Raw genomic sequence first — 24,072 nt, forward strand, 5'->3', positions numbered from 1 at the left:
TGATAGATTAACGCCCCTATTTTTAGGATATATTTATAGTCACCCACTCGAATTGCATTTTTGCATCAATGATTGAAAAAGGGTAAAATGTCTGTGGGGCACAATCTTACAATGGGGTGACTTTTATGTTAAATCAAAAATTACTAGATGCTTTAAATCAACAAATGAATCATGAATACTTTGCAGCTCATGCGTATATGGCTATGGCTGCATATTGTGACTATCATTCTTATGAGGGCTTTGCAAATTTCTATATAGAACAAGCTAAAGAAGAACGTTTCCACGGTCAAAAGATTTATGATTACATCAATGATCGCGGTGAAAAAGCGGTATTCAGCGACTTGAATGCACCTAAAGTTGACTTTAATTCTATACTTGAAACATTTGAAGATGGACTCAAACAAGAACAACATGTCACAAAACATTTTTATGAACTCTCTGAAATCGCGCGTGAAGAAAAAGATTATGCGACAATTTCATTTTTAAACTGGTTCTTAGATGAACAAGTTGAAGAAGAAGCAATGTTTGAAACGCATATCGATTATTTAAAACGTATTGGTGATGATGCAAATACGCTTTATTTATACGAAAAAGAATTAGCTTCACGTCGATTTAATGACCAAGCATAATTGAAATAAAAATCAGTTATATTCAGCAAAGTCGGTTGCTGTTAAACAACGATTTGTATTTTTTATCATGCGAAACTTTTAAAATTAAATGAGACATCCATCTTTACGCTATCGTTTTGATGGATGTCTTATTTATATTCATCATGCAATCTATCATTATGAAAATTATTTTTATGATTTCTTAGATTATGTTAATATTTATATATCTTTTTTAACGGAGTTGAATGACATGGCGACTAATGCCTTTGTAGCACTCGATTTTGAAACTGCCAATTATAAAAGAACAAGCATTTGTTCAGTGGGAATGGTCAAAGTGGTTGATAATCAGCTGACTGAAACGTTTTATACATTGGTCAATCCGAAAGATTATTTCTCACCACAAAATATTAGAATACATGGTATTCATCAAAATGATGTACAAGATGCACCTGATTTTGCATATGTGTATCCTTATATGATGCAATTTATAGATGATTTACCTGTTGTCGCGCACAATGCTGCGTTTGATATGTCTGTATTGCATGCTAGCATTCAAGCTGCAAATATGCAAACGCCTCCAATGACTTACTTTTGTTCTTATCAATTATCAAAACGTACTGTTGCTTCTAAACGACACGGCCTTAAACATATGATGTCACATTTTAAATTGGACTTTCATGGGCACCATGACGCTTTAAATGATGCTAAAGCATGTGCCATGATTACTTATCGCCTTTTAAAACACTATCCAAGTTTAGAAAATGTGCTTCAAATTTACGGTAAGCAACTGACCGATAAAGATTCATTATAAATAATCATAAATGGTCATATTTCGAAAAAACGCATCTTGCAAACTACCGACTGTGACCCCGATTAATCGAATCGGCGTATCTGCTTCTTTAAGCTCATAATAAAGTTCGTAAGCCACTTGATAAATGTCTTCCGCTTCTCTGACCGGTGTATTTAAACTTCGCTGTTTGGAATAATTTTCAAAGCGGTCCGTCTTAATTTTCACTGTCACAGTTCGCCCCGCTTGATTCAATTTTTCAAGTCGCTCAGCAATTTTATCACACAGCATTTCAATTTTTTGTAATATCTCTTCGTCATCATTCGTATCGATTGAAAAAGTACGTTCTGCCCCCACACTTTTCCGAATCAGCTCTGATTTAACACTTCTCTGATCACGACCCCGTACACGCTCATAAAGATGTTGCCCTTTCTTTCCAAAAAGTTGCACAAGCTCTCTTTCTGATTTTTGATATAAATCTTTTCCAGTAAAAATATCATGTTGTTGCATCTTCGCTTTTGAGGCCTTCCCTACACCTGGAAAATCACCGATATCTAACCCCATTAAAATATCATGTACATTGTCATAATCAATAACTGTGAGTCCGTTGGGTTTATTCATACCACTGGCTAATTTGGCAAGAAATTTATTATATGAGACACCTGCGCTTGAAGTCAGCTTCGTTTTCTCATAAATGTCTCGACGTATAAATTGAGCAATACGTGATGCAGGAAGGTCGGGGCGTACTAAGTCAGTAATGTCTAAAAAAGCCTCATCTAAAGACAAAGGTTCCACTTGATCTGTATAACTTTTAAATATATCCATAATTTGTTGGGAAACTTCTCGATACACTTCATATCTCGGCGTAACATAATAACCGTCCGGGCATAACTGGTGCGCTCTCGCCATAGGCATGGCTGAATGTACACCAAAAGCTCTAGCTTCATAAGATGCTGTAGAAACCACACCCCGCCCACTTGCTTTCCCACCCACAATAACGGGCTTTCCTCGTAATTTCGGATGGTCACGTACTTCCACTTGTGCAAAAAAGAAATCCATATCAATATGAATAATACGACGCTCACTCATATAACACCCTCCTCTCATCCATCGCTTTCCTTCACATGCTTTAATTTAAACGGACAGATTCATTTTGTTCTATCAATTTGATTGATGTTTAAATCTAACTCGTAAAAATCGCGCTCCATTTACTCAGACAAATATGATTATAGCTACATCAAAACATTTAATATTGCAAAAACAAATTAACCCCAATTATTCAATTATCAAAAATAATTATGCTATAAGTTGCTAAAAAATACTATAATAAAAGAGATTAGCAACAATACAGCCTACCTCACAAAGGAGATGTAAACCTATGCTATTAACAGCCATCAATTTGATTTATTTACTCATTATAAAATTAATGCACCATGCGCTAAAGAATCATATTGGTGATCAACCCAACTTATGGATTGGTTTTAGAACACCTACAACATTTAAATCCACTGAAATTTGGCTATTTGCTCAGCGCCAATCTTTAAAGGATTTTTTCAAGATCAGTATGATTTCACTCATCATCGGCATCGGCTGGTTGATTTATGATTTACTTCATTTTATTCAAGAAATGTCAATCATCATTCAAGCTTTTCTAATTATCTTCATCTCTCTTATCATCGTTATTACAACAGAGATTAAAGTACGAAAATTTGCTAAGACACAGCAAAAATAAACACCTTTTTAGCATCCAAATTCCCTAGATAATGATGTTAGACCAGCTGACTTTATAACTCATTTCATAATAAAAATCGACTACACTTTAATGAACGGTGCACTGTGACATGCCGTTCGTTTTAGTGTGGTCGATTGTTGATCTTCACATGTGCATTTATCATCGAAGATTTTAATCATTCATTTTATGAGTATAGTGTGTTGGCTTCTGTTGATATAATATTAATCCATCTTCTGTCATTTCAAAATACTGTGCTTTTTTATCTTTCAACGCGATAAAAACAAGGTAAAAAGAAATTAAACAATAACCCATGTAAATCGCAAAAACAAATATAACAGATGTATAAGGCAGGTTGATGAAAATAACAAATAACAATAAACAAATTAAAACGGATGGCAGTAACATTACCGTTAAAAACGTAATTCGATTAAAGAAATACTCAGGCAAAAATGTTAAAAGTACACCGTTTTTCAGTTGATAAGAACGTGATTGCTCATTTGAAATCATCTTAAAAAGTAATGTTTTCATCCCCTCATGAAAACAAACGATAACCAAAAACCCTAAAATACCAATAATTATATTTGTAAAAAAGCGTTGTTCTTGAATTGTAGTGACAATCATCGCCCATTTATAACTCAATACAATAAAAGCTAACACAACTATAACCTGAAGCAATAAGAAGCGCTTCATCACTTGCCTATTATGAAAAAGGTCAATTCTATACATGCATTCACCCTCTTATGATGTATCTGTTATCTCTATTATAACTTACAATTGTATACAGTTGTAGCGACTAAAGCCCTATTTTCTTTCTAAAAGTGCCACAGTTTCAACATGTGTTGTATGCGGAAACATATCTACTGGCGTTATCTCTTTTAGTTCATATTGATTGGTAAGACTTTCGATATCTCTTAACTGCGTACTTGGATTACAAGAGACATAGACAATGCGTTGAGGTGCAAGTTGATTCAAAGTCTGAATAAATGTTGCGTCACAGCCTTTACGAGGGGGATCGACCGTAACAACATCGGGTTGAATACCTTCTTTCTGCCACTTCAAGATAACATCTTCAGCAGTCCCCGCAACAAATGTCGTATTAGAAATATGATTTTTTTGTGCATTTCGTTGCGCATCTTCAATCGCTTCAGGTACCGCCTCTACCCCATACACATGTTTCGCATGCGGTGCCATAAATAAGCCAATTGTCCCTATGCCACAATACGCATCTAGTACCGTTTCACGACCTGTTAACTTTGCATATTCGAGTGCTTTCGCGTATAACTTTTGTGTTTGTGTGACATTAATTTGATAGAAAGACAAGTCTCCAATTTCAAAAGTAAGCTGTTCCAATTGATCTTCAATGATTTCTTGACCATAGATTGTTCGAGATGTTTTTCCCATAATCACGTTGGATCGATCGCGTTGAAAGTTCAACTTGATACTTTTTATATTTTTAAATTTTTGTGTTAATGCCGCTACAATTTCATCTTGATATGGAAGTTTCGTCCCATTTATCACAAAGATAACCATAATCTCTTGTGTATAATAGCCTTTTCTAACAACTAAATGACGGACTAATCCTTTATGTTGTTGTTCATCATAAGGCGCGATGTGATATTTTTTTAATAAATCTTTCACCATAGTCATCATTTCATTTTGATCATCATATTGAATGAGACACTGTTCCATATCAATAATTTGATGACTGCGTTGACGATAAAAACCCATTTCGACTTCATTGTGACGTCCCGCACCTACAGGAATTTGTGACTTATTACGATAATGCCAAGGGTGCTCCATTCCAACTGTAGGATGAATAGGCACATGCGTCATCTTCCCTTTGTGATGGAAAAGATTAATCACTTGTTTTCTTTTCATCTCCAACTGCGCTTCATAAGAAAGATGTTGTAATTGACACCCGCCACATTGTTGATAATAGACACAAGGCGGTTCGACACGGTCTTGACTCGGTGATTGAACTTCTATTAACTTCCCTATCGCAAAATTCTTTTTAACTTTAATAACTTTATATTTTATTTTCTCATCGACTAAAGTTTGTGGAATAAATATTGGATAACGTTCCTTTTTGACTACACCATGCCCTTCATGTGTGAGATCCACAACTTCCCCTTCATAAACTTCATTTTTTTTAACTAAATCCATGTTATTCAACTCACTTTTTCGAATTAGAAGTTCTTTTAACCAAAGATAAAGGAGTGGAATCAAATCTAACACTAGATTTAAAATTCCACCCCACGTTGATGTGTTGTTTCATCAAGATAGTATAACACGATACGATGGTGACACTTTATCCATTTTATTCAGACTGCGTCGGTTCGTCAATCAGTAATTCATTGCGATCTTGCCCTGGCGAAAAGACCTCGATATGACGGACTAAGTTTAAAAAGTTCGCCGGTAACTGACCCCCGTACTCACCATCTACATTTAATGGCATATCGCTGAACGAGGAAATATTAATCGACTGTGCCTTATGGTAGTGTACTTTTGGATGTTTAATATGTTCCCCTCTAGAAGCCAAAGTCATAATATGACCGAGTTCAGCTAAATTTGCTTTTTCCACAATTAATAAAGTAAATTTACCGTCATCTAATTTGGCATCCGGCACTAGTTTTTCAAATCCTGCCATCGAATTCGTTAATCCAAGTAGGAATAACATGATTTCACCCTCAAAAACATGTGAATCATATTCAATTCGGACATCAACCGCATGCATCTGTGGCAACATTTCAAATCCTTTAATGTAATATGCAAATGGGCCAACTATTGATTTTAACTTGCTAGGTGCCTCGTACGAAACTTCTGTGATTTTACCGCCACCTGCTAAATTAATAAAATAGCGACTATTCATTTTTCCAATATCGACTTGAACTGTTTTGCCTTCCAAAATGACATCGACCGCTTCAAATATATCTGTAGGTAGATGAAGCGCTCTTCCAAAGTCATTAACCGTTCCCATAGGAATCAATCCAAGTTTGGGACGTTGTGGTTTTTCGGCAATACCATTCACGACTTCATTTAAAGTCCCGTCACCACCTGCAACAACTAACAAATCATAATGCGCATCTATAGCTCGCGCAGCTTCTTCCGTTGCATCGCCTACCCTTTGCGTGGCATAGGCACTTGTTTCATAACCAGCCTGTTCCATTTTAACAAGTACGTCAGGCAAAGCTCGTTTAAACATTTCTTTTCCTGATGTAGGATTATAAATTATTCTCGCGCGTTTTCTCATTTCTATCCCTCAATTTTTCAGTACTCACAACTTATATTATAGTAAACATTGTTGTATTGAAAGCTAAAAACGTTTAAATTTAATCAAATTTATTCAAAGTAGCGACTGAGCCTCTATTGCTTCCCTGATACATAGACAATTAGCGATGATGTTAAATGTATTTGGATGGAGTTTATCTAACTATTTTTATGCATTTAAAGCATTTATTTATGATTAACCTTTACTTCAAAATTAATCATTTTAAGCCACTTTATACTTACGATTTTATTTGATTAACAACCTATAATCATATATTTTTTTGTATATAAATATTATTTAAGAATTTTTGCAGTGAAATGATTATTCGGAGGTAACCTAGTGAAAAAAGCAAAAGAAAATTTAGATATTTATATAAGAAGCTTACCTTTTTTAGGCCTGATAATTAGCTGTTTCTCACTTATATTGTTTTTCTTTATTTTGAAAGCCGATGGAGATTTTTTTGTCATTTTTGCTTATTGTTTAGTGCCATTATTTGTTAATACATCTGTGTATGCTGTATATATGCTTTTTAAAAAGAATCTATAAACAAACAATCATTTTTTTAGTAGATAGGACATTTATGATTTTTAGACTAAAAATTTAGATAGATACGTTTCTACTTGAGGAAGTCTATTTTTAAATAGAAAAAACGGGGCTGAGCATAAAAACCCAGTCCCGTTTGTTATATTAAATTAAACCTTTATTGCTTTTCTAATTCTTGTTTTAACAATTGGTTTGCTAATTGTGGATTAGCTTGTCCTTTAGATAATTTCATGATTTGACCTACTAAGAAGCCCATCGCTTTTCCTTTTCCGTTTTTAAAGTCTTCAACAGATTGTGGATTATTTGCAATTGCCTCTTGAACAAATTTAAGAATTTCACCTTCATCTGAAATTTGAACTAGGCCTTTATCTTTCATGATTTGTTTAGCATCCCCACCATTTTTAGCTAATTCAGGGAATACTTTTTTCGCAATTTTGCTACTCATCGTACCATCTTGAATCAATTTGATCATGCCTGCTAAATTCGTTGGTGTAAGTGCTGTATCTTGTAATTCAATTTGGTTTTTATTTAAATATTCATTAACTCCGCCCATTAACCAGTTTGAAATGAGCTTCACTTCTGCACCTTCAGCGACTGCTTCTTCAAAGAAGTCAGACATTTCTTTTGTTAATGTTAGAACGTGTGCATCGTATTCAGGTAAACCATATTCTTTTACATATTTATCTTTACGTGCATCTGGAAGTTCAGGAATTGAAGCACGAACACGCGCTTTCCAGTCTTCATCAATGTACAATGGCACGATGTCTGGTTCTGGGAAATAACGATAATCATCTGATGCTTCTTTAACACGCATCAAGATTGTTTTGCCTGTTGATTCCTCGAAACGACGTGTTTCTTGTAGAATTTCGCCACCATTTAAGAGTTCTTCTTCTTGGCGTTTAACTTCATATTCTAAACCTTTACGAACATTGTTAAATGAATTCAAGTTTTTCAATTCGGCTTTTGTACCAAATTTTTCTTGTCCGTATGGTCGTAAAGAGATGTTCGCATCACAACGTAATGAACCCTCTTCCATTTTACAGTCAGATACGCCTGTATATTGAATGATAGAACGTAATTTTTCTAAATAAGCATATGCTTCTTCTGGTGAACGAATATCAGGTTCTGAAACGATTTCTACAAGTGGTGTCCCTTGACGGTTTAAGTCAACAAGTGAGTAGCCGTTTTTATGTGTCGATTTCCCTGCGTCTTCTTCCATATGCAATCTTGTAATACCAATACGTTTTGTTTCACCGTTCACTTCAATATCAATATAACCATTTTCTCCAATGGGCTGATCTAATTGAGAGATTTGGTAGGCCTTTGGATTGTCTGGATAAAAATAGTTTTTACGGTCAAACTTAGATTCTGTAGCAATTTCCATATTTAAGGCCATCGCTGCACGCATTGACCAGTCCACTGCACGACGGTTAACCGTTGGTAAGACACCAGGGTAACCTAAATCGATCACGGTTGTGTTTGTATTTGGCTCAGCACCGTATGCTACTGGTGCATTCGAAAACATTTTTGAGTCTGTTTTCAATTCAACATGGACTTCAAGTCCGATTATTGTTTCAAAATGCATTGATTGCCACTCCTTATAATTTTTGATATTGGTCGTGTAAATTAAATTGCGTTTCGTATTGATGTGCCACACGGTAAACTGTTTTTTCATCAAATGGCTTACCAATAATTTGTAAACCGATAGGACGACCATTTTCTGCTAAACCACAAGGTATAGAGATACCAGGTAACCCTGCTAAGTTGACAGGCGTAGTTAACAAATCGTTTGCGTACATTGTCAATGGATCGTTGATTTCAGCTCCAATATCAAATGCGACAGTTGGTGTTGTAGGTCCTAAAATAACATCATAGTCTTCAAATACACTTTCAAAATCTTGTTTGATTAATGTACGGACTTTTTGTGCTTTTTTATAATAGGCATCATAATAGCCTGAACTTAATACATACGTACCTAATAAAATACGACGTTTTACTTCTTGACCAAAACCTTCACTTCTTGAAAGTTTGTATAATTCTTCTAATGTTTGGGCTTCTTTAGAGTGGTAACCATAGCGAATACCATCAAAACGTGCTAAGTTAGATGATGCTTCCGCTGAGGCAATCACATAGTAAGAAGGGATCCCATAAGATGTTCTAGGTAATGATACTTCTTCAACGATTGCACCTAAAGATTTGAACGTTTCTGCCGCTTTCAATACCGCTTCTTTGACTTCTGGGTCGACACCTTCGCCGATATATTCTTTAGGTAGACCTATTTTCATTCCTTTAATATCTTGACCAATTTCTGATGTAAAGTCAGTTGATCCATCTGGAGCACTTGTTGAATCCATTTCGTCTTCACCAACGATAGCTTCTAAAACAAGCGCATTATCTTTCACGTTTCTTGTAATTGGGCCGATTTGGTCTAACGAAGAGGCAAATGCGACAAGACCGTAACGAGAAACACGACCGTAAGTTGGTTTCAAACCAACGACACCACAGTAGGCTGCAGGTTGGCGAATAGAGCCCCCTGTGTCAGTTCCTAATGTGAATGGTACCAAACCAGCTGCGACTGCTGCTGCTGAACCACCTGAAGAACCACCAGGTACCGCTTTATGATCAAATGGATTAACAGTTTTTTTGAAATACGACGTTTCTGTAGATCCACCCATAGCAAACTCATCTAAGTTGACCTTACCGATTAACACACCATTTTCATGATGGAGTTTTTTCATCACTGTAGACTCATAAATCGGTACAAAGCCTTCTAACATTTTACTTGCACAAGTTGTCTCAAGACCTTCTGTGATAATATTGTCTTTGATCCCCATAGGAATACCAAACAATTTACCGTTGATTTCGCCTTTCGCTTGTAATTCATCTAATTCTTCGGCTTTTTTAATTGCATTTTCTTTATCTAATGCTAAAAATGATTGGATTGTAGGATCAGTTTCTTCGATTGCTTGATAAATATCTTTCACAATTTCTGAAGGCTTAATTTGATTCTCCTTGATCATCTTTTGCAGATTTTCAATAGACTCATAACGGATGCTCATATTTATGCGTCCTCCCCATTCATAACTGCCGGTACTTTAAATTGCCCAGCCTCAACTTCTTTGGCATTACTCAATACTTTTTCTTGTGGCAACCCTTGTCCTGCCACGTCTTCACGTAAAACATTTTGTAAATCTAATACATGATGCGTTGGTTTCACATTTTCTGTATCGACAGCATCAATTTGATGACAAAAATTTAAAATACCTTCTAATGTTTGCTGCATATCACTTGTTTCTTCTTCAGTCACATTTAAACGCGCAAGATTAGCAATATGTGCAACCTGGTCTTTGGTAATTTCAGCCATGATGATATAGCCTCCTTAAAAATACTCTTTTATCTATAAATTGTACCAAATTCTAAGCTAAAAATCTAAAATATTTAAAAGTTCATCAAACCCTTTACTGGCCGCTAATATGATTTTTTCTTAGTCATCTCCTTTTTTGCTATGGCCGTTCAAAATTCAAATGATTTAATTAGTCGATTCCAAGTCGTCCGCTAAAACTGTTTAAACATGAATAATACCATCGATTCATCATCATCAACTGTTCCCTATATATTTCGAAATTGTTTTTATCTTAAAAAGCGAAATACTGCTGTTCATTCATTTTTTATTCTGTATAATAAACCATATGTCACTTAAATCAAAAGGGGAGGATTCATATGTTTTTAGTTGGTTCTACTTTATCTAGCCAAGTCAATCCAGATTGGCAAACTTACGTTATGATTATCATCTATTTTGCCATCTTACTTGGTATTGGCTACTACGGATACAAACAAGCAACAAGCAACTTAAGTGAATACATGTTAGGTGGCAGAAATATTGGACCGTGGGTCACAGCATTGTCTGCTGGTGCATCCGACATGAGTGGTTGGATGATTATGGGGTTGCCGGGAGAAGTGTACTCAACAGGTTTGTCCGCGTTGTGGCTTGCCATCGGTTTAACTTTAGGTGCTTATATTAACTATTTAGTCGTTGCACCAAGATTACGTGTGCATACTGAATTAGCAGGCGATGCAATTACATTGCCAGACTTTTTTAAAAACCGATTAAACGATCAATCCAATTTAATTAAAATTATTTCTGGTTTAATTATTGTAGTTTTCTTTACGCTTTATACGCATGCTGGACTTGTTTCAGGAGGAAAGTTATTCGACAGTGCGTTTGGCCTAAATTATCATACTGGCCTCGTGCTTATCGCTGTCATAGTCATTCTCTATACTTTCTTTGGTGGTTATCTTGCTGTTTCAATTACAGATTTCTTCCAAGGGGTCATCATGTTAGTGGCAATGGTTATGGTCCCAATTGTCGTCTTACTTAAACTTAACGGATTAGATACTTTTCATTCCATCGCAGAGATGAAACCGACAAACCTCGATTTATTCCGCGGTACAACTTTGATTGGTATTATTTCATTCTTTGCTTGGGGATTAGGTTACTTCGGTCAACCTCATATTCTCGTTCGTTTCATGTCCATTCGTTCTATTAAATTATTCCGCTTCACACGCCGTATCGGTATTAGCTGGATGGCTGTCGGTTTATTAGGTGCCGTATTTGTTGGTTTATTAGGAATCGCATTTGTACCGGCTCAAGGTGTCACAATTAAAGACCCTGAGACTTTATTCATATTGATGAGCCAAGTCCTCTTCCATCCTTTGGTGGGCGGATTCTTGTTAGCCGCTATTTTAGCAGCCATTATGAGCACAATTTCATCACAATTACTCGTCACATCTAGTTCATTAACAGAGGATTTCTACAAGCTCATTCGTCAAGACAAAGCAAATACAGAAAAGCACGAAAAAGAATTTGTTTTAGTTGGTCGAATCTCAGTAATCATTGTAGCATTAGCTGCTATTGCAATTGCGTGGACACCAAATGATACGATTTTAAATTTAGTAGGAAATGCGTGGGCAGGTTTTGGTGCTGCATTTGGGCCTTTAATGATTTTATCTCTTTATTGGAAAGGCTTGTCTCGAACAGGCGCAATCAGTGGTATGATTGCTGGTGCACTCACAGTAATATTATGGATTGTCTTTGCACATCCTTATGGAAAGTTCAATGACTTCTTTAATTTATATGAAATCGTTCCAGGTTTTCTAGCAAGTTTAATTGTTACAATACTCGTCTCTAAAGTTACGAAAAAACCAGGAGATTTTGTTGAACAAGACTTAAACGAAGTCAAACGTCAACTTCAAGAAGCGAAAGCACATTAATAACGCTTGATTGCATTGCACACACTATTCACTATAAAAAGCATCTGGAAAATAAATCCCAAAATAAAGAGGAAGCGCTAAGATGATTATTAATAGACAATCATCTTGGCGCTTCCTTTTTATAATAAAATTTCGTATTGAATGCGTTCGCTTTCCGAGAGAACAACCTCATCCTATAATCTTCGGCTCGTCCTGTTCCCTCAGGAGTTCTCATCAAACCGTTAATTTTGATAAATATGAATTTGAGGCGATTTATCATCTTTTGTTTTTGAAATAAGTGCACGGGATTCGCTTCCGTCTTTAATATGGATTTCGTAATTATCGACTGCTTTGAAGTCTTTTTCCGCCAATTGTGTTACATATTGTGTAATACCAATTAACTCAGCCTTGCCATAATAGTCAATAGGTAAATCCACTACAAGTTTTTTTACTTTTTTATGTTTAAATTCTGCTTTACCAACTGCTTGTGTAAAGTTAGAAAAATAGGATTGTAAACTATTGTTAAAGTCTTTGAAGTTTGCATTTAAATTTTCATTTAAATCTTCTGCATCCCCTGAAGGTAGTAAAACCGTTTTTTGATCTAATTTTTGCCATTCAGATAATTTAGAGCCATTTTCTTCTGAAGTGGCATAACTTACAAAATGGCCGGGTATAATGTCTTCTTGCCCAGACTGGATATAAACAGCAAATGTAATTGGTATATCTTTCAAGTCTTCATTTTCTCGCAGTCTTGATAGAATTTCCTCAGCCATTTCTTGTCCTTTTTCTTTAACTTCTTTTTTGTCTAACTTTTCATTGTAGGTCTCACCATATTTTTCTTTTTGATAGTAATAAATACTATTCATCGCAAGACCTATTGTCATACCTTTAATATTATTACCTTTTGTATCACCATTATCATAATAATCTTGTTCTAGGATGTTAGAGAGATAGGCTGGCGAATTTTTAGCGATTTTTTCTTCATCGCTTTCGCCATTTACTGAAGGATTTAAACCTAAATTTTCAGTCGCATTTTTCTCTTTCTTTTCTTTATCGCTCATTTTATCCAATTCTTTTTTTGTATATTTAGGCTTAAGATAGGCTTTAATGGTATCTTTGTCTAAATATTGACCATCTTGATAAAGATAATCATCAGTCGGATAGACCGTTTTACTGATATCAAGCAGACCATCTTCAAAATCTTCTCCATTATAGCTATTCGCCATATTTTCTTGAATAAGACCACGCGCTTGACTTTCTTTAAAAGGAAGGATTGTTCGATAATCGTCTCCTTGAACATCTTTATCAGTCGCAATTTGTTTCACTTTATTTCGATCTTGTTGTTGAGATTCGGTGTTTTGCTTTGAAGATTTGGAATCTTTATCATTAACAGGTGAACACGCTGTTAACACAAGCGATAAACCTAAAACAAGCACAATTGACTTTTTCATCGCCTAACTCCTTACGCTTTAATTTCGGATTGTTTCTCTATAAAATCTTGTTCCGTCCACACCATTGTACCAAGTGATTCTGCTTTTGTTAATTTTGACCCTGCATCTTCACCTGCAATAACTAAATCTGTTGATTTTGTAACACTACTTGTAACTTTTGCACCTTGTAATTTCAACCAATTAGAAGCTTCCGTTCTTGTCATTTGTTGTAACTTACCTGTGAGAACAATCGTTTTACCTGCAAACTCTGGATGACCCTCGATTTCAGATAGTTTTTGACCTTTAAAAGTCATATTCACATCTTTCGCCTTCAACTTTTCAATGAGTGCACGAATATCATCATTTTCTAAGTAAGTAATCAGGGACTGTGCTAATTTTTCGCCCACATCATAAATTGCAACAAGTTCTGCTTCTGTTGCTTTAAATAATCGGTCCATCGTTTCGTACTTTTCTGCGATGACTTGACTCGCCTTTACACCCAAATGACGAATCCCTAAACCAAACAATAAATGTTCTAACGACTGTTCTTTTGATTTTTCAATCGCATTAAGTAAATTTTGCGCTTTCTTTTCACCCATTCGTTCTAACGGCAACAAATCTTCTTTTGTCAGATAAAAAATATCACCTACGTCTTTAATAAGCTGTTGCTCATACAGTTGTTCAATAATTTTCGTACCTAGACCATCGATGTTCATCGCTTGTCTTGATACAAAATGAATTAACCCTTCAACGAGTTGTGCTTGGCACTTAGGATTAATACAGCGCAGTGCAACTTCGCCTTCTATGCGCACTAATTCATGGCCACAACTTGGGCAATGTGTCGGCATATGATATTTAACTACATCATCTGTGCGTCTATCAAATATCACACGCACCACTTCAGGGATAATATCTCCTGCTTTTTTCACAACAACACTGTCACCAATACGTATATCTTTTTCATGAATTAAATCTTCATTATGCAAAGAAGCTCTTGAAACGGTTGTTCCAGCTACACGTACTGGCTCTAAAATTGCGGTTGGCGTCACTACGCCTGTTCGCCCGATACTCAGCTCAATATCTAATAGGTCTGTAATGACTTCTTCAGCTGGAAATTTATAGGCAATCGCCCATCTAGGAGATTTTTGAGTAAAACCCATTTCCTCTTGATAATCGATACTGTTAACTTTGATAACGATGCCATCAATATCGTAAGCTAATTGCTCACGCTGTTCTGTCCAGTAATGAATATAGTCAATGACCTCTTGCATTGTCCCTTTTTTACGTCGCTCAGGGTTGGTTTTAAAACCGAGAGTGTCCAATTCATCCAGCGCTTCACTTTGAGTTGTTGCGTCTAATTCTGTAAAGTCATTGATACTGTATAAGAAAATATCTAATTTTCTTGCAGCTGCTAATTTTGAATCTAACTGACGTAAAGAACCCGCGGCTGCATTTCGTGGATTGGCAAATGGTTGCTCACCACGTTCTGATTTAGCCTCATTAAGCTTCAGGAAAGATTTTCGTGGCATATAAGCTTCCCCTCTAACTTCAAAAGAGATGTTCTTTTTTAAAGTTAAGGGAATAGCTTGAATCGTTTTTAAATTCTCTGTAATGTCCTCTCCAGTCGTACCGTCGCCTCGTGTTAATCCTTGAACAAATTTACCATTGACATATTTCAAGGAAACAGCTAAACCGTCGATTTTCAGCTCACACATATATTCCACTTCTCCGACAGCATCTCTTACTCGTTGATCAAACTTTTTTAAGTCTGCTTCGTTAAATGCGTTCGATAAGCTCAACATTGGCGTATCATGACGAACTTTTTCAAATGATGACTGTGCTTGTCCCCCTACTCTGACAGTGGGTGAATCAGAAGTTTTTAGTTCAGGATGATTTTCTTCAATATCAATAAGCTCGTGCAACAATTTATCATATTCACTGTCAGGGACACTTGGGTTATCTTGAACATGATATTCATAGTTATACTGATGTAGCAATCGGTGCAAAGTTTCAACACGTTGCTTTAGTTTTGTCATCCCTTAATCCTCCTTTTTTGAAATCGGTGCAAATTGCGCTAACAAACGTTTAGGTCCTTCAGATTTAAAAATAATATCCAATTCAACTGAACCGTTTTTATTATTTACGTTGGACACCATACCTTCACCCCAAGTTTTATGCGTCACTTTATCTCCTACTTTCCAATCTGATGAAACAGCAGATTGGTTACGATTTTGAACTGTACGCTGGCTAAATCCACGTTTAACTGGCTTTTTACGTGATCCTATTGTTGTAGATTGACGTTGTTCAGGGAGATTCAACAGAGATTCTGGGATTTCGTTCAAAAAGCGAGATCTTGGATTGGCTTGTGGTCGTCCATATAACGTCCGAGATGAAGCATGGGATAAATACAACTCTTCTTCAGCTCGCGTAATGGCCACATAACTGATTCTTCGTTCTTCTTCCATTTCATGATCATCTTCACTTTTGATTGCACGTATATGCGGAAATATTGACTCTTCCATCCCAATAATAAATACAACTGGGAACTCTAATCCTTTCGCTGAGTGCATCGTCATCAAAGTAACGCCATCTTCTAAGTTGGCTTCATCCACATCTGCAACCAATGATAAATCTGTTAAAAAGTTAATTAATGATTGCTCTTCTAGCGGCGTATTTTCTTCATAATCATGAGGAACAGACATAAATTCATCGATGTTTTCCAATCGACTTCTCGCTTCTAACGTTTGTTCACGTTCCAACATTTCACGATATCCAGATTTTTCAAGCACTTCTTCAACTAATTCTGTAATCTCGAGAAACTCTTGCTCTTTCATTAAATGACTCATCATTTCATAAAATGTTGCAGCAGCTTGAGTCACCTTTTTAGATAAACCGATAAAATCAACCTCTGCGAGCGCTTCAAACATACTCATATCATTTTGAGCTGCATAAGTGGCAATTTTTTCAACAGACGATGGACCAATCCCTCTTTTTGGCACGTTGATAATGCGCTGTAAACTAATATCATCGGCACTATTTGCGATAAGACGTAAATAACTTAAAAGGTCTTTGATTTCTTTCCGATCATAGAACTTTTGTCCACCCACCATGACATAAGGGACATTAGATTTCATAAACGTTTCTTCGAGCACACGTGATTGGGCGTTTGTGCGGTATAAAACTGCGATGTCTTTATACTGTTTCCCTTTTTTCTGTTGCTTTAATATCTCTCTGACAACAAATTCAGTCTCGTCTCTTTCACTTACCGCTTCGTAGTAATGAATTTTTTCACCTTCTTGGTTAGCTGTCCACAAGCCTTTAGGTTTACGCTCAGTGTTGTTTCGAATCACTTCATTCGCTGCAGTTAAGATGGTTTTAGTAGAACGATAATTTTGTTCAAGATAAATTGTGCGTGCATTTGGGTAATCTTCTTCAAATGATAAAATATTTTGTATATCTGCACCACGCCAACCATAAATGGATTGGTCTGAGTCACCCACGACACATAAATTTTTAAACTTTTGCGCAATTAAATTTACTAAAGTATATTGCGCTTTATTTGTATCTTGATACTCATCTACATGTATATATTGGAATTTGTTTTGATAGTAATCTAACACATCAGGAACACGCTCAAATAATTTAATTGTGGTCATAATTAAATCATCAAAATCTAACGCTTGATTTCGAATCAGTTGCTTTTGATAACCTTCATAGACCGTAGCGACCATTCGACTATAAAAATCATTCGCCTCTTCCATCGCATGTGCAGGTGTTTTCAATTCATTTTTTAATTGGCTAATTGCACCAATAAACATACGTGGCTCATACTTTTTAGGATCAATATTATTCGCCTTTAACACATCTTTAATAACTGATTTTTGATCAGTGGGGTCAATGATTGTAAAATTTCGTTCAATCCCTATTCGATCTGCATCTCGACGTAAAATACGTACACACATCGAGTGAAAAGTCGACATCCAAATAACTTCTGCTGCTTCTCCCACTAACGCTTGAACACGTTCTTTCATTTCTTTTGCTGCTTTATTTGTAAATGTGATGGCTAAAATGTGGTAAGGAGATACATCTTTTTCATCTAGTAAATAAGCTATGCGGTGTGTTAATACGCGTGTTTTACCTGATCCCGCACCTGCCATAATTAAAAGCGGTCCTTCAGTTGTTCTTACCGCTTCACTCTGCTCTTTATTCATATTCTTTACGAGTGGATTCATTATGTTCTCTCCTTTATTTTAGTCGTTTTAATTGCTGCTTTAATATCTTCATAGATAACATTACCCACTATAATTGTATCTGCAATCGCTGCCATTTCTTTCGCTTTTTCAAAATTGGTAATCCCACCACCGTAAAAGAGTTGGGTATGCTCTAATTCATCTTTGGCAGCTTGTACCATCTCAGGTTCACCATATTGACCGCTATATTCGATATAAAGGATAGGCAACCGGTACAGTTTTTCAGCCATTTGAGCATACGCAATCACATCATCTTCATCCAAGTTTGCCGATGCTTGCGTATGTCGACTCACTTGACTATCCGGATTTAACACGACATAACCTTCAAAAATCAATTCATCAAAATTAATCATATGACCATACGCCTTTAAGGCACGATGTAGCAAGCCGTTATGATATGTCACATCGTTACTGTTCAAAACAGTAGGTATAAAATAAAAATCAAACCCTGGCATCGTGCTCTCAAGATTTGAAATTTCTAATGCTAATGGTAATGGGTAACGGCGCACACGACTCATCAAATGTATGACATTATCTTCTGTCACTTGGTCCGTGCCACCTATCATAATTGCGTCTGTATTCGACATACAAATCATCTCTAAATCTTCATCTGAAATCTCTTTCGCTGGATCAAGTTTAAAAATGTGACGCCATTCTTTTATATCATACATGAACCTGACTCCTTTATTTTTCGTAACTTATATTATAGCACTTTTGACTATTGATATCTAAAGTTCATCATCTTTTCAATATTGTTTTTCAATTCATTTTTTGAGCCCTTTTTGAATAGAGAAAAGCCCATTGATATATGTATTCATAATTGCAGATTATCCGCAAAGCACTGCTCACAAAAAGTGAGACCGTATACGGTGAGCAATACGATCTCGTTTATCAAAAATAGCATGAATGCTTCTCTACAAAATATGGTGCACACTTAAAAATACTCCTTACAACTTCCATTAATGGAAATGCTGTAAGGAGCATGATTAATATAGTGTTTTAGTGCTTTACATTTCTGTTTCAATGTTCATACGCTCTAATATCATTGTATAGGCATCATTGCCCCACTGTAAAGAGCGCTTCACACGTGAAATTGTAGCTGTTGAAGCACCAGATTCTTTTTCAATTGTTGCATAGGTATAACCTTGCTTAATCATTTTGGCAACTTGAAGTCTTTGAGATAAAGATTGTAACTCATTGACAGTACATAAATCGTCGAAAAATTGATAACATTCTTCTCGTGTTTCTAATGTCAAAATCGCATCAAACAACTCATCTAATGCTTTTCCACGTAATTTTTCAATTTGCATGCAAACAGCCCCTATTTATATAATCTAACACTACTTAACCAATTAAATCGTTTTTGAGCCATTTATTTACTCTAAGCCGACTCTTTTAAATATTGTATCAACTTGATTGAGGTGATGTCTAGGGTCAAAGCAAGCATCTAAAGCTTCTTTTGATAACTTGTCAGTAATTCGCGTATCTGCTTCTACAAGTTCTCTAAATGGTGTTTTTGTTTCCCATGATTCCATCGCTTTTGGTTGAACAAGGTCATAAGCTTCTTCACGAACCATTCCTTTATCGATTAAAGCTAAAAGGACGCGTTGTGAGTAAATTAAACCGAATGTTTTATTCATATTTGCAGTCATATTTTCTTCATAAACTGTTAATCGGTCAATAATATTTGCAAAACGATTTAAGGCATAGTCCAATGCTATTGTAACATCTGGTAACATAATGCGCTCAGCTGAAGAGTGAGAAATATCACGTTCATGCCATAAAGCTACGTTTTCGTATGCAGTTGTTAAGTAACCACGAATAACACGTGCAATACCAGTGATGTTTTCAGAGCCGATTGGATTACGTTTATGTGGCATTGCTGAAGAACCTTTTTGACCTTTTGCAAATGATTCTTCAACCTCACGTGTTTCTGTTTTTTGTAGGTTACGCACTTCGACAGCAAATTTTTCAAGAGAAGTTGCAATTAAACTTAATGTTGCAATATAGTATGCGTGACGATCACGTTGCAATGTTTGTGTAGAGATTGGCGCTGTTCCAATTCCTAAATGTTTACAAACGTATGCTTCAATTTCAGGTGGGATATTCGCAAAAGTACCGACTGCACCACTCATTTTACCGACTTCTATTTCTGTTCTTACACGTTTGAAGCGTTCTAAATTACGTTCCATTTCCGCATACCATAGCGCCATTTTCAAACCGAATGTAGTCGGTTCTGCATGAACACCATGCGTACGCCCCATCATCAAAGTCGTTTTATATTTTTTAGCTTTAGCTGCTAAAATTTCAATAAAACGTTCTAAGTCCTTTTCGATAATGTCATTCGCTTGTTTGATTTGATAGCTTAATGCTGTATCAACCACGTCAGTTGAAGTTAGACCATAATGAACCCATTTGCGTTCTTCACCCAAAGTTTCTGAAACTTGTCTTGTAAAAGCAACAACATCATGGCGTGTTTCTTGCTCAATTTCTTTTGCTCGTTCAACATCTACACGCGCATGTTGACGAATTTTTTTAACTTCATCTTTTGGAATGTAACCCAGTTCACTCCAAGCTTCACTAGCAAGAATTTCAACTTCTAACCATGCCTCATAACGGTTTTGATCAGTCCAAATTTGAGCCATTTCTTCTCTTGAATAACGTTCAATCATCTTATATAAACTCCAATCTTCTAATTTAGTTTCATTATATCAGAACTAAAAATCATGTACATTGTCTATTCAAACAAATTTATCGTTCGCAATCAAGTATAAATATAGCTAATCTTACATTATACTCATGCTCAAAATGGTTAATTCACGAACTATAATTTATTTCGGTTCACGAATGTACGCTTTCGATATAGGATGGATTACCAGATTTTTTGATTTAATGTATGGGACAAAAGATTCTTAAGTTCTCAAAAAAGCTTATTATGACTCCATTCCCGACAAGCGTAGACATTTAAAGCAAAGAAAAATGAGTCAAGACGACATCACATCTCAACTCATTTTCTTACATTTTTATTTTTTAATTCTAATGACGCTCTATTTTCTTACCTGTAAATTCTATTTCTTGTCTTAACACTTCAATCTCGCCATTTGCATTTTCTTTAAATACAGGCTTTTCAAAACGCTTGACCGGCATATAGCCAGCTGCTCTCATTCTAGCTAAACAATCTTGAATCGTTTCATCCGCTTCCACTTTAAATTTCATCTGTATCATACGCCTTTACTTTTTTACTTCTAACGCCTTTAACCCAAAATCCACCATGGATATTACGTGGCTCATATGCAATAATAAATGCTTTTGGATCCAGTTGTTTAATGGTATCCATCAGTTTTAATTCATAGCGACGTGGCGTTAAAATTTGCATGACTAAGCGGTCACCATCACGACCATGTGCGCCAAAATGCGTGACGCCATAACCTAAATCACGGAGTTGTCTTGGTAAATCTAACTCATAATCTGCTGTGGTCACATTCACTACAGAATAGCCAAGTGCCAACTTTTCTTCAATTTTCATACCAACGATTATACCAACAGAAAAACCGAGTGCATAAGCGATCACGTTTTGAAATTGATCTAAATTTGACATTACCATTCCTAAACCAATGACATAAACAAGTACTTCTACAAAGCTGACAACAGCTGCGATATAACGATAACCTTTAAGTGTTAATATCATTCGCATTGTTAATGCTGTCACATAAGCGACGTTGATGGCGAATATCGAGATGAGCATCATCCAAGGATTATCATTGATTACACTCATACGCAACCTCTTTTCATAATAAAATCTAGCTCATTGTATCAAGTTCACATTATTTTGTCATTACATTTATTTAGGCCACGTATAACGTGTGTAAGCCAATTCACGTTTATGTGCATTTTTTATATAATGTTGTTCAATGATAGCCGCTTCTTCAGGGCGAACTGTTTTTCCTTCTAAATAATCATCGATTGCATGATAAGTGACACCCAGCGCCTCTTCATCTGGCAATTGTGGCTTGTCATCTTCTAAATCTGCAGTCGGCTGTTTTTCATATAAATGTGCTGGCGCGTTCAAATACGCTAAGAGTTGACGACCTTGTCGTTTATTAAGACCGAAAAGTGGCGCAATATCAGCTGCACCATCACCGTGTTTCGTAAAAAAGCCAGTAATATTTTCAGCTGAGTGGTCTGTACCGACAACAATACCAGATAAATTTGCAGCAATCGCATACTGTGCTTTCATACGTTCACGTGCTTTTTCATTTCCTTTTTGAAAATCAGTCAAATTGATACCGGCTTGTTTTAACGTTTCAACACTTTGGTCGACAGCTGGTTTAATATTCACAGTGATAATACGGTCAGGCGCAATAAAGTTGAGTGCATCTTCAACTTCATCGGCATCTTTTTGAACGCCATACGGTAATTTCACTGCAACAAATTGAATATCTCTTCCAGAGTTTGCCCGCATTTCTTCTGCTACAAGTTGAAGAAGTTTTCCAGTTAATGTAGAATCTTGCCCTCCAGAGATGCCTAACACTAACGTGCGCACAAATGGATGTGATTGAACATATTGTTCTATGAAATGTTTAATTTCCTTAATCGTTTCAGCACTATCAATGACAGGTTTCACCTTCATTTCATCTACAATGATAGACTGCATTTTACTCATAGTCATAACGGTCTTCCATCTCCTTCACATTTTCAGCCACTTCAAATATACGTTTTTGCTTATTTTCCCAACATAAGGTACTCAAATCAACTGGATATTCTTCAGGATTTAAATAGCGTTTATTTTCTTCCCATAGATAATTTAAATTGTTTTTCAAATAGGCTTTTGCTTCTAATTCTGACGGACAGTCATAGACAAGTTGCCCTTCTTTAAATATATCATGGTGCAAATCAATCGCTTTAAAATGCTTAATACGCTTCATTTTATACGTATGAATAGGATGAAACATTTTAAGCCGTTCTTCTTGATTTGGGTCTTCGTGGTCTAAAGTAATATAATCCCCTTCAGATTTATTGTTTTTCGTATTAATGATACGATAAACTTTCTTTTTGCCTGGTGTCGTTACTTTTTCAGCATTGTTTGATAATTTGATGCGATCCACAAGCTGGCCATTAGCATCTTCAACCGCAACCATTTTATAAACTGCGCCTAAAGCAGGTTGTTGGTAGCCCGTAATTAATTTAGTACCCACACCCCAAGAATCTACTGCAGCACCTTGAGCTTTTAAACTAGCAATCGTTTGCTCATCTAAGTCATTTGAAGCAATAATTTTAGCATCTTTAAAACCAGCTTCATCGAGCATTTTACGAGCTTCTTTCGATAAATAAGCAATGTCACCAGAATCCAGTCGAATGCCGATAAAGTTAATTTGATCACCGAGTTCCTTAGCGACTCTAATCGCATTTGGTACGCCTGATTTTAACGTATGGAATGTATCAACGAGGAAGACACAATTTTTATGTCTTTCAGCGTATTTCTTGAAAGCTGTGTATTCATCGCCATAAGTTTGTACAAATGCATGCGCATGTGTACCAGAGACCGGTATATTAAATAATTTTCCTGCACGGACATTACTTGTTGAATCAAAACCACCAATAATAGCTGCTCTCGCACCCCAAACCGCAGCATCAAATTCATGTGCACGTCTTGTCCCAAATTCCATTAAAACGTCGTCTACCGCAACTTGTTTAATTAAACTTGCTTTAGAAGCGATTAACGTCTGGAAATTGATAATATTTAATAGCGCCGTTTCAATAAGTTGTGCTTGAATAAGAGGTGCTTCTATACGCATGAGGGGTTCATTACTGAAACAAAGCTCACCCTCTTGCATTGAACGGATATTACCCGTAAATTTTAATTCTTTTAAATAGCTCAAAAAGTCATCTTGATAACCAATGGACTTTAAATAAGCCATATCTGATTCAGAAAAATGTAAGTTTTCTATGAATTCAATGACACGACGTAATCCATTAAAAACAGCATAGCCACTCCCAAATGGCATATTTCTAAAATATAAATCAAAAACTGCTTTACGTTCATGAATGCCATCAAACCAATAAGATTCAGCCATATTGATTTGATACAAATCGTTGTGCAACATTAAACTATCATCTTTATATTGATACATGATGTTACTCCCACTTCTCCTTTAACAATCGTTTTTATCATACCTATAATATCACACAATATCGTGGGATTCT

Annotated in this window: 22 protein-coding genes; 5 read left to right on the forward strand and 17 right to left on the reverse strand. The window is 35.9% G+C overall.

The annotated features are described in order from the left end of the window. Window positions 1-125 precede the first annotated feature (125 nt). Both HMPREF1208_RS06360 and HMPREF1208_RS06365 read left to right on the forward strand, forming a co-directional pair. On the forward strand, window positions 126-629 hold the full coding sequence (locus HMPREF1208_RS06360) for a ferritin (protein ID WP_016425518.1): 504 nt from the start codon (window positions 126-128) through the stop codon (window positions 627-629). 229 nt (window positions 630-858) lie between these two features. After that, a complete protein-coding gene (locus tag HMPREF1208_RS06365; RefSeq protein WP_037559172.1) occupies window positions 859-1,419 on the forward strand; it encodes a 3'-5' exonuclease in 561 nt (186 codons plus the stop codon). Here HMPREF1208_RS06365 and dinB read toward each other — a convergent pair. Then, the gene (dinB, locus tag HMPREF1208_RS06370) at window positions 1,414-2,484 is read right to left on the reverse strand and encodes a DNA polymerase IV (RefSeq protein ID WP_016425520.1); all 1,071 of its coding nucleotides are present in this window, start codon (window positions 2,482-2,484) and stop codon (window positions 1,414-1,416) included. The two genes, HMPREF1208_RS06365 and dinB, sit on opposite strands and share 6 nt — an antisense overlap. A gap of 289 nt (window positions 2,485-2,773) precedes the next feature. Here dinB and HMPREF1208_RS06375 point away from each other — a divergent pair, with 289 nt between their 5' ends. Continuing rightward, window positions 2,774-3,127 (forward strand): SdpI family protein, encoded by a 354-nt coding sequence (locus tag HMPREF1208_RS06375; protein ID WP_016425521.1) that lies wholly within the window; start codon window positions 2,774-2,776, stop codon window positions 3,125-3,127. Between the two features lie 171 nt (window positions 3,128-3,298). Here HMPREF1208_RS06375 and HMPREF1208_RS06380 read toward each other — a convergent pair whose 3' ends face one another. From HMPREF1208_RS06380 to HMPREF1208_RS06390, 3 genes are all read right to left on the reverse strand, one after another. After that, window positions 3,299-3,853: a metalloprotease family protein gene (locus HMPREF1208_RS06380; RefSeq protein WP_016425522.1), complete on the reverse strand. Its 555-nt coding sequence runs from the start codon at window positions 3,851-3,853 to the stop codon at window positions 3,299-3,301. Window positions 3,854-3,928: 75 nt separating this feature from the next. Further along, window positions 3,929-5,290, reverse strand: coding sequence for a 23S rRNA (uracil(1939)-C(5))-methyltransferase RlmD (gene rlmD, locus HMPREF1208_RS06385; RefSeq protein WP_016425523.1), 1,362 nt, complete (start codon window positions 5,288-5,290; stop codon window positions 3,929-3,931). Between the two features lie 154 nt (window positions 5,291-5,444). Further along, window positions 5,445-6,377 carry a diacylglycerol kinase gene (locus tag HMPREF1208_RS06390; RefSeq protein ID WP_016425524.1) on the reverse strand — a complete coding sequence of 311 codons (933 nt, stop codon included), beginning with the start codon at window positions 6,375-6,377 and terminating at the stop codon, window positions 5,445-5,447. Between the two features lie 357 nt (window positions 6,378-6,734). On the opposite strand from HMPREF1208_RS06390, the gene HMPREF1208_RS06395 reads away from it, so the two are divergent. Next, a complete protein-coding gene (locus HMPREF1208_RS06395) occupies window positions 6,735-6,941 on the forward strand; it encodes a hypothetical protein (RefSeq protein ID WP_016425525.1) in 207 nt (68 codons plus the stop codon). Between the two features lie 154 nt (window positions 6,942-7,095). Here the strand turns inward: HMPREF1208_RS06395 and gatB are convergent, their stop codons facing one another. Genes gatB through gatC form a run of 3 tightly spaced genes read right to left on the reverse strand, consistent with a single transcriptional unit; the run spans window position 7,096 to window position 10,302 of the window. Next, entirely contained in the window at window positions 7,096-8,523 is a 1,428-nt protein-coding gene (gene gatB, locus HMPREF1208_RS06400) for an Asp-tRNA(Asn)/Glu-tRNA(Gln) amidotransferase subunit GatB (protein ID WP_016425526.1), read from the reverse strand. A 13-nt stretch (window positions 8,524-8,536) separates the two neighbouring features. Beyond that, window positions 8,537-9,997, reverse strand: coding sequence for an Asp-tRNA(Asn)/Glu-tRNA(Gln) amidotransferase subunit GatA (gene gatA / locus HMPREF1208_RS06405; RefSeq protein ID WP_016425527.1), 1,461 nt, complete (start codon window positions 9,995-9,997; stop codon window positions 8,537-8,539). Between the two features lie 2 nt (window positions 9,998-9,999). After that, window positions 10,000-10,302 carry an Asp-tRNA(Asn)/Glu-tRNA(Gln) amidotransferase subunit GatC gene (gene gatC, locus HMPREF1208_RS06410; protein WP_016425528.1) on the reverse strand — a complete coding sequence of 101 codons (303 nt, stop codon included), beginning with the start codon at window positions 10,300-10,302 and terminating at the stop codon, window positions 10,000-10,002. A 356-nt stretch (window positions 10,303-10,658) separates the two neighbouring features. Here gatC and putP point away from each other — a divergent pair, with 356 nt between their 5' ends. Beyond that, complete coding sequence (putP, locus tag HMPREF1208_RS06415) at window positions 10,659-12,209, forward strand: sodium/proline symporter PutP (RefSeq protein ID WP_016425529.1); 1,551 nt, start codon at window positions 10,659-10,661, stop codon at window positions 12,207-12,209. A 221-nt stretch (window positions 12,210-12,430) separates the two neighbouring features. On the opposite strand, the gene HMPREF1208_RS06420 is transcribed toward putP, so the two are convergent. The 10 genes from HMPREF1208_RS06420 to HMPREF1208_RS06465 all read right to left on the reverse strand — a co-directional run bounded on the left by HMPREF1208_RS06420 (window position 12,431) and on the right by HMPREF1208_RS06465 (window position 23,999). Continuing rightward, on the reverse strand, window positions 12,431-13,639 hold the full coding sequence (locus HMPREF1208_RS06420) for a CamS family sex pheromone protein (protein ID WP_016425530.1): 1,209 nt from the start codon (window positions 13,637-13,639) through the stop codon (window positions 12,431-12,433). Between the two features lie 11 nt (window positions 13,640-13,650). Continuing rightward, the gene (gene ligA, locus HMPREF1208_RS06425; protein WP_016425531.1) at window positions 13,651-15,654 is read right to left on the reverse strand and encodes an NAD-dependent DNA ligase LigA; all 2,004 of its coding nucleotides are present in this window, start codon (window positions 15,652-15,654) and stop codon (window positions 13,651-13,653) included. Window positions 15,655-15,657: 3 nt separating this feature from the next. Further along, window positions 15,658-17,850 carry a DNA helicase PcrA gene (pcrA, locus tag HMPREF1208_RS06430; protein WP_016425532.1) on the reverse strand — a complete coding sequence of 731 codons (2,193 nt, stop codon included), beginning with the start codon at window positions 17,848-17,850 and terminating at the stop codon, window positions 15,658-15,660. Continuing rightward, window positions 17,850-18,539, reverse strand: a complete 690-nt coding sequence (locus HMPREF1208_RS06435; protein WP_016425533.1) for a heptaprenylglyceryl phosphate synthase — start codon at window positions 18,537-18,539, stop codon at window positions 17,850-17,852. Before HMPREF1208_RS06435 ends, pcrA begins: the two co-directional genes overlap by 1 nt. A 336-nt stretch (window positions 18,540-18,875) precedes the next feature. Then, window positions 18,876-19,178 (reverse strand): YerC/YecD family TrpR-related protein, encoded by a 303-nt coding sequence (locus HMPREF1208_RS06440; RefSeq protein WP_016425534.1) that lies wholly within the window; start codon window positions 19,176-19,178, stop codon window positions 18,876-18,878. Window positions 19,179-19,244: 66 nt separating this feature from the next. Next, a complete protein-coding gene (gene purB, locus HMPREF1208_RS06445; RefSeq protein WP_016425535.1) occupies window positions 19,245-20,540 on the reverse strand; it encodes an adenylosuccinate lyase in 1,296 nt (431 codons plus the stop codon). A gap of 364 nt (window positions 20,541-20,904) precedes the next feature. After that, window positions 20,905-21,084 (reverse strand): NETI motif-containing protein, encoded by a 180-nt coding sequence (locus tag HMPREF1208_RS06450; RefSeq protein ID WP_016425536.1) that lies wholly within the window; start codon window positions 21,082-21,084, stop codon window positions 20,905-20,907. Continuing rightward, window positions 21,074-21,643: a DUF2179 domain-containing protein gene (locus HMPREF1208_RS06455; RefSeq protein WP_016425537.1), complete on the reverse strand. Its 570-nt coding sequence runs from the start codon at window positions 21,641-21,643 to the stop codon at window positions 21,074-21,076. The genes HMPREF1208_RS06450 and HMPREF1208_RS06455 overlap by 11 nt, the downstream gene beginning before the upstream one ends. Before the next feature lie 66 nt (window positions 21,644-21,709). After that, a complete protein-coding gene (gene nadE / locus HMPREF1208_RS06460) occupies window positions 21,710-22,531 on the reverse strand; it encodes an ammonia-dependent NAD(+) synthetase (protein WP_037559307.1) in 822 nt (273 codons plus the stop codon). Further along, window positions 22,524-23,999 carry a nicotinate phosphoribosyltransferase gene (locus tag HMPREF1208_RS06465; RefSeq protein WP_016425539.1) on the reverse strand — a complete coding sequence of 492 codons (1,476 nt, stop codon included), beginning with the start codon at window positions 23,997-23,999 and terminating at the stop codon, window positions 22,524-22,526. The genes nadE and HMPREF1208_RS06465 overlap by 8 nt, the downstream gene beginning before the upstream one ends. Window positions 24,000-24,072 lie beyond the last annotated feature (73 nt).

It is taken from the genome of Staphylococcus sp. HGB0015, assembly GCF_000411275.1.
GTDB lineage: Bacteria > Bacillota > Bacilli > Staphylococcales > Staphylococcaceae > Staphylococcus > Staphylococcus schleiferi.

Excerpts from the sequence above, each read along its gene's own strand:
- HMPREF1208_RS06360 (WP_016425518.1), top strand. The coding sequence starts at position 126 with ATGTTAAATCAAAAATTACTAGATGCTTTAAATCAACAAATGAATCAT.
- HMPREF1208_RS06365 (WP_037559172.1), top strand. The coding sequence starts at position 859 with ATGGCGACTAATGCCTTTGTAGCACTCGATTTTGAAACTGCCAATTAT.
- dinB (WP_016425520.1), bottom strand. The coding sequence starts at position 2,484 with ATGAGTGAGCGTCGTATTATTCATATTGATATGGATTTCTTTTTTGCA.
- HMPREF1208_RS06375 (WP_016425521.1), top strand. The coding sequence starts at position 2,774 with ATGCTATTAACAGCCATCAATTTGATTTATTTACTCATTATAAAATTA.
- HMPREF1208_RS06380 (WP_016425522.1), bottom strand. The coding sequence starts at position 3,853 with ATGTATAGAATTGACCTTTTTCATAATAGGCAAGTGATGAAGCGCTTC.
- rlmD (WP_016425523.1), bottom strand. The coding sequence starts at position 5,290 with ATGGATTTAGTTAAAAAAAATGAAGTTTATGAAGGGGAAGTTGTGGAT.
- HMPREF1208_RS06390 (WP_016425524.1), bottom strand. The coding sequence starts at position 6,377 with ATGAGAAAACGCGCGAGAATAATTTATAATCCTACATCAGGAAAAGAA.
- gatB (WP_016425526.1), bottom strand. The coding sequence starts at position 8,523 with ATGCATTTTGAAACAATAATCGGACTTGAAGTCCATGTTGAATTGAAA.
- gatA (WP_016425527.1), bottom strand. The coding sequence starts at position 9,997 with ATGAGCATCCGTTATGAGTCTATTGAAAATCTGCAAAAGATGATCAAG.
- gatC (WP_016425528.1), bottom strand. The coding sequence starts at position 10,302 with ATGGCTGAAATTACCAAAGACCAGGTTGCACATATTGCTAATCTTGCG.
- putP (WP_016425529.1), top strand. The coding sequence starts at position 10,659 with ATGTTTTTAGTTGGTTCTACTTTATCTAGCCAAGTCAATCCAGATTGG.
- HMPREF1208_RS06420 (WP_016425530.1), bottom strand. The coding sequence starts at position 13,639 with ATGAAAAAGTCAATTGTGCTTGTTTTAGGTTTATCGCTTGTGTTAACA.
- ligA (WP_016425531.1), bottom strand. The coding sequence starts at position 15,654 with ATGACAAAACTAAAGCAACGTGTTGAAACTTTGCACCGATTGCTACAT.
- pcrA (WP_016425532.1), bottom strand. The coding sequence starts at position 17,850 with ATGAATCCACTCGTAAAGAATATGAATAAAGAGCAGAGTGAAGCGGTA.
- HMPREF1208_RS06435 (WP_016425533.1), bottom strand. The coding sequence starts at position 18,539 with ATGTATGATATAAAAGAATGGCGTCACATTTTTAAACTTGATCCAGCG.
- HMPREF1208_RS06440 (WP_016425534.1), bottom strand. The coding sequence starts at position 19,178 with ATGCAAATTGAAAAATTACGTGGAAAAGCATTAGATGAGTTGTTTGAT.
- purB (WP_016425535.1), bottom strand. The coding sequence starts at position 20,540 with ATGATTGAACGTTATTCAAGAGAAGAAATGGCTCAAATTTGGACTGAT.
- HMPREF1208_RS06450 (WP_016425536.1), bottom strand. The coding sequence starts at position 21,084 with ATGAAATTTAAAGTGGAAGCGGATGAAACGATTCAAGATTGTTTAGCT.
- HMPREF1208_RS06455 (WP_016425537.1), bottom strand. The coding sequence starts at position 21,643 with ATGAGTGTAATCAATGATAATCCTTGGATGATGCTCATCTCGATATTC.
- nadE (WP_037559307.1), bottom strand. The coding sequence starts at position 22,531 with ATGAGTAAAATGCAGTCTATCATTGTAGATGAAATGAAGGTGAAACCT.
- HMPREF1208_RS06465 (WP_016425539.1), bottom strand. The coding sequence starts at position 23,999 with ATGTATCAATATAAAGATGATAGTTTAATGTTGCACAACGATTTGTAT.